Source organism: Providencia alcalifaciens (assembly GCF_020271745.1).
Lineage (GTDB): Bacteria > Pseudomonadota > Gammaproteobacteria > Enterobacterales > Enterobacteriaceae > Providencia > Providencia alcalifaciens_B.
The window spans coordinates 354,703-368,330 of sequence record NZ_CP084296.1 but is presented as its reverse complement, the minus strand read 5'-3'; the positions used below and the strand labels follow the sequence as shown (position 1 = coordinate 368,330).

Here is a 13,628-nt window from a genome sequence, read left to right as displayed (position 1 = left end):
TTACGTATTAATGGCATGTTCGTTCTACCTTAGAAGGGTGTTCTATGAACAAAAATGGTATTTTAAAACACATTCCATGGATGATCCTCGGTATCATCGGTGCAATCTGTTTAGGGGTTGTCGCGCTAAGACGCGGCGAGCACATTAGTGCATTGTGGATCGTCGTCGCATCTGTGGCGGTGTATCTGATTGCTTATCGCTACTACAGCTTATATATCGCTAAAAAAGTGATGAAGCTGGATGAAACGCGTGCGACGCCAGCGGTCATTAATAATGACGGCTTAAACTATGTTCCAACCAATAAAAACGTTCTGTTTGGTCACCACTTTGCGGCTATCGCAGGGGCGGGGCCATTAGTTGGACCAGTATTAGCGGCTCAGGTGGGTTACTTACCGGGAACATTGTGGCTACTGGCAGGGGTTGTCCTTGCGGGGGCGGTACAGGACTTTATGGTGCTGTTTATCTCCTCACGCCGTAACGGTGCATCCCTTGGTGAGATAGTTAAAGAAGAATTGGGTCCAATCCCAGGTACGCTAGCACTGTTTGGCTGCTTCTTAATTATGATCATCATCCTTGCAGTATTGGCGCTGATCGTGGTTAAGGCACTAGCAGAAAGCCCATGGGGTGTGTTCACGGTTTGCTCTACTGTGCCGATTGCGCTCTTTATGGGGATATACATGCGCTATATCCGACCAGGGCGTGTGGGTGAAATTGCCGTTATCGGTATTGCACTGTTAGTCGCATCTATTTGGTTTGGTGGTGTGATTGCTCATGACCCTTACTGGGGTCCAGCGCTGACCTTTAAAGATACGACCATTACTTATGCATTAGTCGGTTATGCGTTTGTTTCCGCGTTACTGCCAGTATGGCTGATTTTGGCGCCTCGTGACTACTTAGCGACATTCCTGAAAATCGGCGTTATCGTTGGTTTAGCGGTGGGTATTGTTATCCTGAACCCTGAACTGAAAATGCCAGCGGTGACGCAGTTTGTTGATGGTTCTGGTCCAGTTTGGAAAGGTACACTGTTCCCATTCCTGTTCATTACCATTGCGTGTGGTGCGGTGTCTGGTTTCCACGCCTTAATCTCTTCAGGTACGACTCCAAAACTGTTAGCGAACGAAAAAGACGCACGTTACATCGGCTACGGTGCGATGTTAATGGAATCTTTCGTGGCTATCATGGCGTTAGTGGCCGCTTCTATCATCGAGCCAGGCCTGTACTTTGCAATGAACACTCCACCATCAGCATTAGGTATCACTATGCCTAACCTGCATGAGCTGGGTGGTCCTGATGGCGCTGCAATTATGGCGCAACTGAAAGATGTGTCTGTTCATGCGGCAGCAACGGTCAGTTCATGGGGCTTTGTGATTTCTCCTGAACAAATCATGCAAACAGCAAAAGATATCGGTGAGCCTTCGATTCTGAACCGTGCGGGTGGTGCGCCAACCTTAGCTGTCGGTATTGCGTTTGTATTCCACGAAATTATGCCGGCTGCCAACATGGGCTTCTGGTATCACTTCGGTATTCTGTTTGAAGCACTGTTTATCTTAACTGCACTGGATGCGGGTACCCGTTCTGGTCGCTTTATGCTGCAAGATTTACTGGGTAACTTCGTGCCATTCCTGAAGAAAACCGATTCTCTGTTTGCTGGGATCATTGGTACAGCAGGATGCGTAGGCTTATGGGGTTATTTACTGTATCAAGGTGTGGTTGACCCACTGGGCGGCGTTAAGAGCTTGTGGCCACTGTTCGGTATCTCCAACCAGATGCTGGCAGCGGTAGCGTTAGTCCTCAGTACAGTTGTATTAATTAAGATGAAACGCAGTAAATACATCTTAGTGACTGTGTTACCAGCGGTATGGTTATTAATCTGTACTACATGGGCACTGGGACTGAAATTATTCAGCGATAATCCTCAATTAGAAGGTTTCCTATACTTAGCGAAATCTTACAAAGATAAAATCGCCGCGGGTGGTGCTGAGTTAACGGCACAAGAAATTACTAATATGAATCACATTATTATTAATAACTACACTAACGCGGGTCTGAGTATTCTGTTCTTAGTGGTGGTTTACGGTATTATCTTCTACGGTATTCGTGTGGGAATGAAAGCCCATAAAAACCCAAATCGTACAGATAAAGAAACCCCTTATGTTCCTGTTCCGAAAGAGGGTGTGAAAGTGTCATCTTCACACTAAGAGCAGAATAATGCATCGAGTTAAGTTTCACTCGAAACAATAAGGGAAGCCCGGCATTGTACGAAAACGCAGTGTCGGGCATTTTGCCTTTGGAGATGGTTATGTTTGGAAACTTGGGTAAAACCGGTAAATATTTAGGGCAGGCGGCGCGTATGCTGGTGGGGATCCCCGATTACGATACCTATGTGCAGCATATGAAAGATAATCACCCCGACAAACCTGTGATGACCTATAAAGAGTTCTTTCGTGAACGACAAGATGCTCGCTACGGCGGCAATGGTAAAGGCGGATTTCGCTGCTGTTAACGCACTTTCTTATAAATGAATGGCATGATGAGGGCAATAATGAAACCAATCAATGTAACGATTTTAACGGGCTTTCTGGGCGCAGGAAAAACCACGCTATTGAGCCATATCCTCAATGCGGGTCATGGTCATAAAATTGCCGTTATCGAGAATGAATTTGGCGAAGTGCCGATTGATAATGCATTGATTGGCGACCGTGCCACGCAAATCACTACCTTAAGTAATGGCTGTATTTGTTGTAGTCGTTCTAATGAATTAGAGAATGCGTTGTTGGATTTATTGGACGGCTTAGACAGCGGTAAACTCGATTTTGAGCGTTTAGTGATTGAATGTACGGGCATGGCCGATCCGGGGCCGATTACACAAACATTTTTCTCCCATGAAGTGCTGTGCGAGCGCTATTTATTGGATGGCATTATTACCTTGGTGGATGCGGTTCACGCCGATAAGCAACTTAATGATTTCGCCATTGCCCAAGCGCAAATTGGCTATGCTGACAGAATCCTTCTCACCAAAACTGACATAGAGCCAAATACCGATGCGTTGATTGAGCGTTTGCAGCGAATTAATGCCCGAGCGCCGATTTATCCGGTGGTTCATGGGGATATTAATTTAGATTTGTTGTTAGATATTGAAGGCTTTTTGCTGGATTCAAAACTCAATGTTAAGCAGCCGACTTTCCGTTTTGCCCCTAAGCAGCAAAATGAAGTAGGGTCGATTGTGCTGGAGTTTGATTACCCTGTAGAGCTGATGGCCGTCTCCCAAGTGATGGAAGATTTGCTGCTTGGTTTTGCAGATAATTTATTACGTTATAAGGGAATTTTGTCCATCGTCGACGAACCAAAACGCCTATTATTCCAAGGCGTCCAGCGCCTTTATAGCGCCGATTGGGACAGAGATTGGGGGGAAGATGAAACGCGCAGCAGCGTCCTCGTTTTCATCGGCATCGACCTCCCAGAAACCGAAATCCGCGAAAAATTCGCCGCACTAGAAACCAGAAATTAAAAATCAGAATTAAGCTACAGCAATAGAAATTAGAAGTCAGAATAAAATTCAAAGTCAGAATCAAACTCAAAGTTATTAGCGCTGAAGGAAGGCGACAAACGCCAGCTATCCCTAGGAGCATACAAGAGTATGTGACTAGGGTAGCTAAGAGAAGTCAACGCACCAGCAGCGTTAAGAACGAAGAGTTTTAGAGGACATTATTTCGATGATTTGGATATCCGTATGCCGCATTGAGCCTGCTGCCAACGAACACAAATTCGTAATCGACTGATCCACATCATCCGATACAATCCCGTCCGAGCCTCTTACGCAGCTATTATCTAGCGCCATCAATACGGCTTTGTATGCCGCACTCGCACTGGTGGAGACTTTCATCGCACAGCTGTTGGATGCGCCATCACAGATCATGCCACTGACGTCGCCGATCATGCTAGAGATTGCCATTGCGACCACTTCATAGCGGGCTTCTAATAACCATGCAATCCCTGCGGCAGCGCCCATCGCAGCGGTGGTTGCCGCACATAATGCAGAAAGCGCAGGCAGTTGGTTATGAATATAAATGGCCATTAAATGGGAGAGCATCAGCGCACGAGCTAGCTGTTCTTCGGTAGATTGCAGATAATCAGCAGTGACGACAACTGGCATGGTTGCAGCAATACCTTGGTTACCGGAACCGGAATTACTCATTGCGGGTAATACCGCACCGCCCATACGTGCATCGGAGGCTGCCGTCGTGCGGATCATAATTTCGGATAATAAATCTTTGGATAATAAACCGCGGTCACGTTGAGCCTGTAGCGTTTTACCAATATGCAGGCCATAGCTATTGCGTAAACCTTCTTGAGACAACGCATCATTTAAGTGTGCGGCTTCAAGAATGAAACGAATATCGTCTAATGGTGCTTGAGTTGCGAACTCATAAACCGCTTTAGCGGTGACTTTCGGTAAGCTGACATCGGTACCACAATCAACGGGATCCCGGATTTCTGTTTTATTCTCAGTAATATCGAACAGAACCTGATCACCGTGGATAATTTTGACAATATGAGTATGAGAGCCAGCGATGATCACCGTGGCAGAGTCATTTTCGCTGTAGGCTGTCGCTTCTGAATAAACAACATCATCACAAGGGGATTTAATATCAACGGTGATGGAACCGTCTGCGAGCATCGCTTTACTGCGAGCAATCGCTTCAGGTGATGCTGACTTTAACACTTCTAACCCTGCATCGGCATCTCCGCCCACAGCACCTAGCGCTGCGGCAATGGGTAATCCTACCATTCCTGTTCCGGGAACGGTGACACCCATACCATTTTTCATGAGATTTGGAGAAACAAATGCGGCAACGCGGATCACTGGCGATGACAGATAAGACGCTGCTTTTGCCGCTGCATAAGCAAGGGAAATGGGTTCAGTACAGCCCAGCGCAGGTTTCACGTCTTGTTTGACGGCATTGATAAAATATTGCCAGAGAAGTTCTTCAGTTTGCGTTGCCATGGTTATATCCCTAAAAGTCATGTGGTGATGGAATTATTTTAATGAAGAGGGCGGAGAAAAACTTCACAATGTTTATGGATAAATGGGGATTGGAGAGAAAATTTATCTCCAATATGATTTATTAGGGGGAAATATTTTTAAATATGATGCCGATCACAAAAATCCTACCTATTTTCATAGGTAGGATCCAGTAAGCTTAGCTTTCTAAATCGAGGCGTTTACTTTGCCATTTACGTGAACGCCAGCGCCACGCATTGGTGAGCCCGCGAACCCATTCATCGACAAAGAATCCAATCCAGATACCGATTAACCCCATTTCCATTTTTATACCAAGGAAATAGCCTAATGGAATGGCGATACCCCACATAAAGAGTACGGCGGTCAATAATGGGAACTTCGCATCACCGGAGGCACGAAGGGCGTTTACCATGACGATGTTGATAGTACGTCCCGGCTCTAAGAACACGGATAATAAGAAAATTGGCAGTAATAGCTGAATGATACCTTGATCGTCCGTTAAGCTTTCGAGTATGGGTGCGCGGAATAACCAAAATACAAACACCACGCCGATAGTGACGTAAAAGCCCCATTTCAAACTCTTAAACGCACGGCGATAGGCATCTTCAAAGCGCTTAGCGCCCACGAAATGCCCAACCATAATCTCATTACCAATACTGATGGAAATTCCAAACAGCATAATAAATAGCGAAAGCTGGAAGTAGAGGGTTTGCGCCGCAAGGGCGGTTTCACCCATTAAGCCGATAAAGGCGGATGCGGTCATAAAGTGCAGGATCCACACCAAGTTTTCGCCCGCGGCAGGTAAACCAATATGCAGGATTTTGCTGAGCATTTTACTGGACCAACGGATCAGCATCATTGGGCTAAACTTAATTCTTAAACCATAGAACAACAGGCAGAACAGTAAAATGACTGCCACAACGCGCCCAACCACCGTTGACCATGCAACGCCTTCCAGGCCATATTGCGGTAAACCAAAGAACCCATACAGCACAATCATGTTACCAATTACGGTAATGATGTTGGCAATCAGCGTGACCCACATCGCGGGCTGAGCTTTGCCATAAACGCGTAAACAAGCCGCGAGAATGATGGAGATCGCTTCTGGAATTAAACAAATACCCAAAATGTGTAAATACGCATACCCATCATCCATTAAGTGGGATGGGGTATTCATGATGGTCAGAATTTTGTAGCCAAAAAAGAGTGCAATTAAGGCGCTGGAGAAACCTAATATAAAGTTAAATGCGATGGAAATATGAATAGCTTGGCTGGCTTTATCACGACGTCCCGCCCCCAGATATTGGGCGATAACGACGCTACATCCCACGCTAATAAAGTTAAAGATAGTAATAAATAGGTCAAAGACTTGATTCCCGACCCCCATTGCAGCGAGGTAGGCGGTCGATACATGGCTCACCATGTAGGTATTAATTAATAAGGTGGCCAAATGAAGAAAAATATCAATAAAGATTGGCCAACTGAGGGAATAGAGTGACCTCTCAGTGACATCGGGCTGATGCATTAAGAACCTTTGTATTCGTTGAAATTAGAGAAAAGAACGAGATTTGCTCGGATTCTACCTCTAATTGATAAAGTAACCTAGTAATAAAAGCCGGAAGTTTTTAGAGAATTAAGCTTTGTTTAATCTATATAAATTTGTTATTGATATGTATCTTGTATTTGAAATATGACATCAGAATGACCGAGGAGTTACAATGACAAAAATTAAAACAGCAATAGTGGGTTACGGCAATATTGGTCGTTATGCACTAGAAGCTGTTCAAGCCGCTGATGATTTCGAATTAGTCGGAATTGTACGTCGTAATACCCAAGATATTCCAGCGGAATTAACCGGGTATAAAGTGGTTGATGATATTGAAAAATTAGGTGGCGTGGATGTTGCGTTACTTTGTTCCCCTACACGGGCTATTGGAACTTTAGCTGCGAAAATCTTAAGCCTAGGGATTAATACTGTAGATAGCTTCGATGTGCACTCTGATATCGTGGCATTAAAACACCAGCTTGATAGCGTCGCGAAGAAACATAACAGTGTATCAATTGTATCGGCAGGCTGGGATCCGGGTTCTGACTCCATCATGCGTACTCTGATGTTAGCGATGGCACCAAAAGGGGTGACTTACACGAACTTTGGACCAGGTATGAGCATGGGACACAGTGTGGCTGCGAAAGCGGTTGATGGCGTGAAAGATGCGCTTTCAGTCACCATCCCTCTAGGCACTGGCGTCCATCGCCGTATGGTGTATGTTGAGCTGGAAGCCGGTGCAAATTTTGATGATGTGGTGCGTGGGATAAAGCAAGATAGTTATTTCTCTTCCGATGAAACCCATATTCGTCAAGTGGATAGCATTGATGCATTAAAAGATGTGGGGCACGGGGTTCACATGACCCATAAAGGGGTTTCTGGTGCGACGCATAACCAATTATTTGAATATTCAATGCGTATCAATAACCCAGCATTAACATCGCAATTTATGGTTTCTGCCGCAAGAGCGACCATGAAACAGCCTGCGGGCGCTTATACCGTCATTGAAATCCCACCAGTGAATTTCCTGCAAGGTGATTTAGATAGCTTAATCGCTAAGCTGGTTTAATTTTTAGATAGATTTAATTTTTAGATAGATTTAATTTTTAAATAGCTTTAATCACTGATTAATGGTGCGCGGTATAATAAATAGTTTTGTGACCGCGTGCCATTTTCTCTCCTCGCTTTTTATTTTATTCCCCTTCAGAATAACGCCATTATTTAGGATTAGTTCGACACAAGTGTAAACGAGTGCCAATGGAGACATGGAATGGAAACACCAAGGGAAAATAAACCGGTTACGAATAAAAATAAAGGGCGCCAATCTTCAGCGGCAAGTTTTTTCCCTAAAAAGAAAGCGGTAAAAAGTGTAAAAGAGAGCCACAATTCATTCAGTATCATTCGTGCCTTTTCCAAAATAATGAATTACGGATTTTCGTTATTCTATGTGGGTTTTATTATTTCAGTTTGGTTTTTCCCTGAAAATTACAGTGTCGAGATTATTTATAACCTCACGCTGATCCTTATATTCGAGTTTATTCTGGTGCATTCCGGCGTATTTATGTCGGTATCTAAGAATTTTTTTGTGATATTAGGATTCGCCTTGGTTTATGGTCTTTTTGCTCTAGCTATCAATGCCTCAGTATTGGGGGATTCGCCAGTGATCCTCTATCTCTACAGTGCGACCGTTGCAAACCGTATGCTGTTTGGATTAACCAGTCGAACTGACCAAGAGCGGCAAGAGAACCTGGGTTATTCTGCCTTAATGGCAATAAACTTTATGTTCAGTATCGTTACTGCGCTGCTGTTATCGTGGATGGTGCCTTATGGTGGGCTTACTCCAGAGTATCTTGAATCCATTCATTATTTAGATTCTATTGGTACGGGCGGAGAGTTTCCTGAAAAGCCGCATGTGGCGTTTGCGTTTGGCGTGCTTTATTTTTCGTTGCCTGTTGTCTTGCCTGCATTATTTGGGCTACTGAGTTTACGCAAAAAGAAAAAAGACCAAATGGTCGATGTGGATGGCCAATAAGTTGAATAATAAATAGAAAGAAAAACGCCTACCGAAGTAGGCGTCCTGGTGTTGGCAAAATAAAATAAAACAAAAAATACAGAATGAAAATTAGCGAGTTATTGATTTAAATTGCTGTGTGGTCTCTTTCAATGCCACTTCTGTCGGCAAACGTTCCATAGAACTTGCACCGTAGAAGCCGTGGCAATCTGGGCAGTGCGCTAAAATATATTCTGCATCTTCAGGCGTGGCGATAGGGCCACCGTGACACAGAATAATCACATCATCACGCACGGATTTTGCGGCTTTCGCCCAATCATTGATAAGTTCAACGCAATCTGCCAGTGTGACGGCGGTTTCCGCACCAATGTTACCACCAGTGGTCAGGCCCATGTGTGGCACAATAATGTCTGCACCTGCTTGTGCCATTGCAATGGCATCTTCACGGCTAAAGACGTATGGCGTGGTTAATAACCCTTTTTCATGTGCCATACGGATCATATCGACTTCTAAACCGTAGCCCATGCCGGTTTCTTCTAAATTGGCGCGGAAGTTACCGTCAATCAGCCCGACGGTTGGGAAGTTTTGTACCCCAGCAAAGCCAGTCGCCTTGATATCATCAAGGAATTTATCGAACTGACAGAATGGGTCGGTACCGTTAACCCCTGCAAGCACCGGGGTGTGCTTCACGACAGGAAGAACTTCTTTCGCCATATCCATCACGATTTCGTTGGCATTACCATAAGCCAGCAGACCGGCGAGAGAGCCGCGTCCAGCCATACGGTAACGACCTGAATTATAAATAACGATTAAGTCGATGCCACCGGCTTCTTCACATTTAGCGGACAGACCAGTACCTGCGCCACCGCCAATGATGGGTTCTCCACGAGCAATCATCTCTCTGAAATTTTTCAGTAAGTCTTCGCGGTTATGTTTCATTGATGAACCTCTACTTGTTTACTATTTCCTGGTGTAATTCAATAACCTGCTCACAGAATTCAGGGGAATTAATGTGATGCGGGCTTAATATTAATTGTCGTTTTTCTGTTGTGACTAAGTGCTGTGTTAATGCGTCGATAAAGGCTTGGTCTGCCTGAGGATCCCAAAATGGTGCACCGTCGATATCTAATGCGGAAAAACCAGCTGTTGGGATAATAAAACGAATTTCGCCTTCACAAGCATTCAGCTTTTCTGCTATCCAATGCCCCATTTGACGATTCTCTTCTACGGTCGTTCTCATCAGAGTGACTTGGGCATTATGGTGATAAAACTGTCTATCTTTATATTGTTCTGGCACGGTGGAAGGGCGACCAAAGTTCACCATGTCTAATGCACCGCAAGATAATACGCAAGGTGTTTGAGTTCGTGCGATGGCACCAAAGCGGTCTTCATCGCAAGCCAACACGCCACCAAATAGGTAGTCGCACACTTCCGTGGTGGTGATATCCAAAACGGAATCTAATAAGCGGCTATCAATCAATTTTTCCATGGCTTTGCCGCCACTTCCTGTTGCATGGAACACTAGGCAGTCATGGTCGTGTTCTAATTTTGCAGTCAATTGCTGGACGCAAGGGGTGGTGACACCAAACATGGTCAAGGCAATTGCAGGTTTATTTTCGGCGGTATCGGTTTCACCGTTATCAAACCAGACTGCGCCGGCAATTTGGTTGGCGGCATTTTTCAGGACTTTACGTGAAATGGCATTGAGTCCAGAAACATCCGTGACGGAGTACATCATGGCGATATCGCTCGCGCCGATATACCCGGAAATATCGCCTGATGCCATGGTGGAGACCATAAGTTTTGGCACACCGACAGGTAAAATTTGCATTGCTGGTGTAATCAGTGCCGTACCCCCTGAGCCGCCTAGCCCAAGTATTGCAGCGACGTCAGTTTGTGCAGCAAGATAGAGGCTGAAGGCTTGCGCCATCGCTTCTATCGCTTTCCCGCGATCCCCGCAGAAAATGGCGCCAGCACCTTGAGGGTGGAAACTGGCAACCATTTCAGCGGTAACATCAGCATTTTTTTCTAATAATGATGGCTGAGTACTTAAATCAACGGTACGTACAGCAAGCCCTGCATTTTTAATTAAGTCACTGACATAAAAAAGTTCAGCGCTTTTGGTGTCTAGGGTACTTGCGACATAAATAAAACCCTGATGCTTTGGCATAGAAAAATCCTTTGTTTTTTATGTAACTTTATTTGGTTACTTAATATGTGTAGGGTTTGTTGAATTTTTCATCTCAATGAGACTATAGTATCATTTATGATAAGTCAACAATGAGACTGGAGTCTCATTTTTTGTGTTGTTTGTTTGGATATTCAGATGATGATTTGTATCTTGTTGATAAAACATTATAAATAGAGTGGCTATCATAAAATAGTTAAATCAGAGTAATGGTTTTTGTCCATGAATATTTAAATATAATGATTTACCGTGCTGTATTTATAGCGTAATTTCGAGAGCGAGCACACAACATGCTCACCAGATGATTAAGAATGCTTATCGGCGAATATGTATTGTGAAAGATATTGTCTACACTCATAGAAAGGCGATTTTAAGGATAAAGATATGCCACTGAGCCATCTCATGCCAGACTATAAAGGAACGCGTAAACGTACCTATAACTTACTCGTGTCAACGGCGGTTGAGCTATTTGAAAAAGGGGCAATGCCGTCAGTGTCTGAGTTAGCGATGGAAGCGGGGGTTTCGCGAGCGACTGCGTATCGTTATTTTCCAACGCAAAGTGATCTGATTGCAGCGACAGTAAATGTTAGCCTCGGTCCTATTTTGACGTGGAAACCGCAAAGCGAAAAAACAGAAGAGCGGATCGATGAGCTGTTACGCTACGCGTTCCCGCGCATGTTTGCTCACGAAGGCGTTTTGCGTGCGGCCTTACAAACATCACTTCAACAGTGGGCACTTGGGCGTTCATTACCCTCACCGGAACCCGAAGAGAAACGATTAGAGCGCGGTAATCGTAAAGATATTTTGGCGATGGTCACATCACCGATGAAATCTGAGTTTCCGGATGAAGTCATTGATAAAGTTATCAAAGCGTTTTCTGTGATCTACGGTTCGGAAATTTTCTTGGTATTAAAAGATATCTGGAAATTGGATAACGATCAGGTCACTGAAATTGCACAATGGATGGCAAAAGCCATTATTAATCAGGCTACTGCAGACAAACAGCAGATTGAAACGCCATAGACATTTCCCCCTCTCAAATTCGCCTAATATCCTCCTGTCTATCGGGGGATTTTATGCACCTCGTAGGATTATCAGTTAAACCTTCACGAAAAACAGACATGATGATCATTTCAGCATTCTTAGCCTTATGATCTTGAATGATTGTGATATAACGTAATCACATAATTAATTATATCAATGGTTACTGTCCAATGATAAAGCTGATAAAAATGAGTGTCGGGATCATTCTTTGTGCCATTGTTGGCGGCACACTCACTTATATCGGCATTCCTTTAGCGTTGATGTTTGGTCCGATTATCGCCATTATTATTTTTCACCGCTTTGGTTTCTCATTCCCCATCCCTAAGCACACCATTACCTTTGTTCAAGTGACGCTCGGAACCTCTGTAGGATTGATGTTTAATCAAGTATCGCTCAAGGATGCAGATAACTTATTGTTACTGTTATTGATGCTGGTGGTCTGTTTGGCAGTGCAGTTTTCATTTAGTTTTTTCTGGTTTTACCGCAAGGTAGGGTGGACAAAACAGGAAGCGATGTTAGGCTCGGTACCGGGAGCGATGGCGGCTATCCTTGCCTTAACGGATCATACCCATACGCCACCGCAAAAAATTGTCATCTCTCATACTATCCGTTTGATTATCCTTATTTTATTGGCGGGTTTGGTCGTGGGAAGTGAGGGGGAGCCTCAGCCGCTAATTGAATGGCCAGCGTTAACCCTCGAATCCACATTCTGGTTATTGGTGATTGTGACGGTAGGGGTGGTGGTCGGAATGTTTTTGCAACGCCTCCGAGTGCCGGCTCCTTTTATGTTAACGTCCCTCGGGGCGGCAACGTTAATTCAAGGTTGGATTGATGTTCAGCTCCATTTCCCATTGATGTTGACTGAGTTGAGCATGGTTTTAATTGGGATGAATATCGGTAATCATTTCATTGTGTTCCCACTATCCGCGCTGATAAAAAATATTTACTCTTCAGCCCAAGTGGTGATCATCAATATTATTTTGACTTTTTTGATCACGGTGTTTGCTGCGTGGATCACGGGGTATGATATTGCGGTGTTATTGCTGGCTTGGGCGCCCGGAAGTATGGAAGCCATGACTTTTGCTGCAATAACGATGAATTTGGATGCTGGCTTTGTGATGTCTAACCATATTATTCGAATGGTGATTATCCAAACGATTCCATCGATAGTTCTGTTTTGGCAGGAACGAAAAGGGAAGAAAGAGGGATAAGAAGGAAACATGTATCGATGTGGATGATAAGAGATATCGACATGTTTCCGCAGGAATTTTAGGCTTATTTTACGTAAGCAAATAGCCCTAAAGAGTCTCTCGCCAAGGATTGACATTTAAACTCTTGGGTCAGTGGAATACCTTTTAAATCATCGTAGCTTTCTTTATTCAGCTTGCTCATTTTATCTGAGTTATAGTTTCCCAAGTCCCATTTATTACTTTTTGCAAAGTAAACAATGGCGCGTTCAATTTCTCTGTCAGGAATTTGGGAATAGCCGCAATCATATTTTAAATAAATAAATACGGCGGTCAGATCAGCGAGGTCTTCAGCTTCATTGGTAGAGAGTGCTTTAGCGGTGTTGGTTAGCCCCAAAAGCATCATTAAGCATGACATCAATATAAATTTTTGCATTCGATATTCATCTGGTTTTTATGTCAAGTAACATTAGCATAAGAACATACTCGCATTACATCAAGTTGCCTGATTTCTTTATGTCTACTATGCACTTTAGATTATTTTGTGTATAGATTTGTTAGTCAATTCTAACTTTCTTAAATCTTTGTAATAAACCCATATTAGATGCATGGGTTTATTGACCTTCCTG

Annotated in this window: 12 protein-coding genes; 7 read left to right on the top strand and 5 right to left on the bottom strand. The window is 44.0% G+C overall.

The window, feature by feature from the left end; genetic code table 11:
- Positions 1-44: 44 nt before the first annotated feature.
- The 3 genes from LDO51_RS01560 to yjiA all read left to right on the top strand — a co-directional run bounded on the left by LDO51_RS01560 (position 45) and on the right by yjiA (position 3,508).
- Positions 45-2,198, top strand: coding sequence for a carbon starvation CstA family protein (locus LDO51_RS01560; protein ID WP_225576116.1), 2,154 nt, complete (start codon positions 45-47; stop codon positions 2,196-2,198).
- Between the two features lie 101 nt (positions 2,199-2,299).
- Complete coding sequence (locus tag LDO51_RS01555; RefSeq protein ID WP_154602399.1) at positions 2,300-2,503, top strand: YbdD/YjiX family protein; 204 nt, start codon at positions 2,300-2,302, stop codon at positions 2,501-2,503.
- A gap of 39 nt (positions 2,504-2,542) precedes the next feature.
- On the top strand, positions 2,543-3,508 hold the full coding sequence (gene yjiA, locus LDO51_RS01550; RefSeq protein ID WP_225576115.1) for a GTPase: 966 nt from the start codon (positions 2,543-2,545) through the stop codon (positions 3,506-3,508).
- Between the two features lie 171 nt (positions 3,509-3,679).
- Here the strand turns inward: yjiA and LDO51_RS01545 are convergent, their stop codons facing one another.
- Both LDO51_RS01545 and LDO51_RS01540 read right to left on the bottom strand, forming a co-directional pair.
- Complete coding sequence (locus tag LDO51_RS01545; RefSeq protein WP_225576114.1) at positions 3,680-5,005, bottom strand: serine dehydratase subunit alpha family protein; 1,326 nt, start codon at positions 5,003-5,005, stop codon at positions 3,680-3,682.
- 196 nt (positions 5,006-5,201) lie between these two features.
- Entirely contained in the window at positions 5,202-6,548 is a 1,347-nt protein-coding gene (locus LDO51_RS01540; protein ID WP_225576113.1) for an MATE family efflux transporter, read from the bottom strand.
- A gap of 193 nt (positions 6,549-6,741) precedes the next feature.
- Here LDO51_RS01540 and LDO51_RS01535 point away from each other — a divergent pair, with 193 nt between their 5' ends.
- Positions 6,742-7,638: a diaminopimelate dehydrogenase gene (locus LDO51_RS01535; RefSeq protein ID WP_225576112.1), complete on the top strand. Its 897-nt coding sequence runs from the start codon at positions 6,742-6,744 to the stop codon at positions 7,636-7,638.
- A gap of 201 nt (positions 7,639-7,839) precedes the next feature.
- On the top strand, positions 7,840-8,601 hold the full coding sequence (locus LDO51_RS01530) for a hypothetical protein (protein WP_225576111.1): 762 nt from the start codon (positions 7,840-7,842) through the stop codon (positions 8,599-8,601).
- A gap of 90 nt (positions 8,602-8,691) precedes the next feature.
- Here the strand turns inward: LDO51_RS01530 and LDO51_RS01525 are convergent, their stop codons facing one another.
- Positions 8,692-9,519: a phosphoenolpyruvate hydrolase family protein gene (locus LDO51_RS01525; RefSeq protein ID WP_036955608.1), complete on the bottom strand. Its 828-nt coding sequence runs from the start codon at positions 9,517-9,519 to the stop codon at positions 8,692-8,694.
- 10 nt (positions 9,520-9,529) lie between these two features.
- Positions 9,530-10,750: a Tm-1-like ATP-binding domain-containing protein gene (locus LDO51_RS01520; RefSeq protein ID WP_225576110.1), complete on the bottom strand. Its 1,221-nt coding sequence runs from the start codon at positions 10,748-10,750 to the stop codon at positions 9,530-9,532.
- Positions 10,751-11,152: 402 nt separating this feature from the next.
- Here LDO51_RS01520 and LDO51_RS01515 point away from each other — a divergent pair, with 402 nt between their 5' ends.
- Together LDO51_RS01515 and LDO51_RS01510 are read left to right on the top strand one after the other, a co-directional pair.
- Positions 11,153-11,791: a TetR/AcrR family transcriptional regulator gene (locus tag LDO51_RS01515; protein ID WP_225576109.1), complete on the top strand. Its 639-nt coding sequence runs from the start codon at positions 11,153-11,155 to the stop codon at positions 11,789-11,791.
- 191 nt (positions 11,792-11,982) lie between these two features.
- On the top strand, positions 11,983-13,023 hold the full coding sequence (locus LDO51_RS01510) for an AbrB family transcriptional regulator (protein WP_225576108.1): 1,041 nt from the start codon (positions 11,983-11,985) through the stop codon (positions 13,021-13,023).
- Positions 13,024-13,087: 64 nt separating this feature from the next.
- On the opposite strand, the gene LDO51_RS01505 is transcribed toward LDO51_RS01510, so the two are convergent.
- Complete coding sequence (locus LDO51_RS01505; RefSeq protein WP_036955602.1) at positions 13,088-13,435, bottom strand: YacC family pilotin-like protein; 348 nt, start codon at positions 13,433-13,435, stop codon at positions 13,088-13,090.
- Between the last annotated feature and the right edge of the window lie 193 nt (positions 13,436-13,628).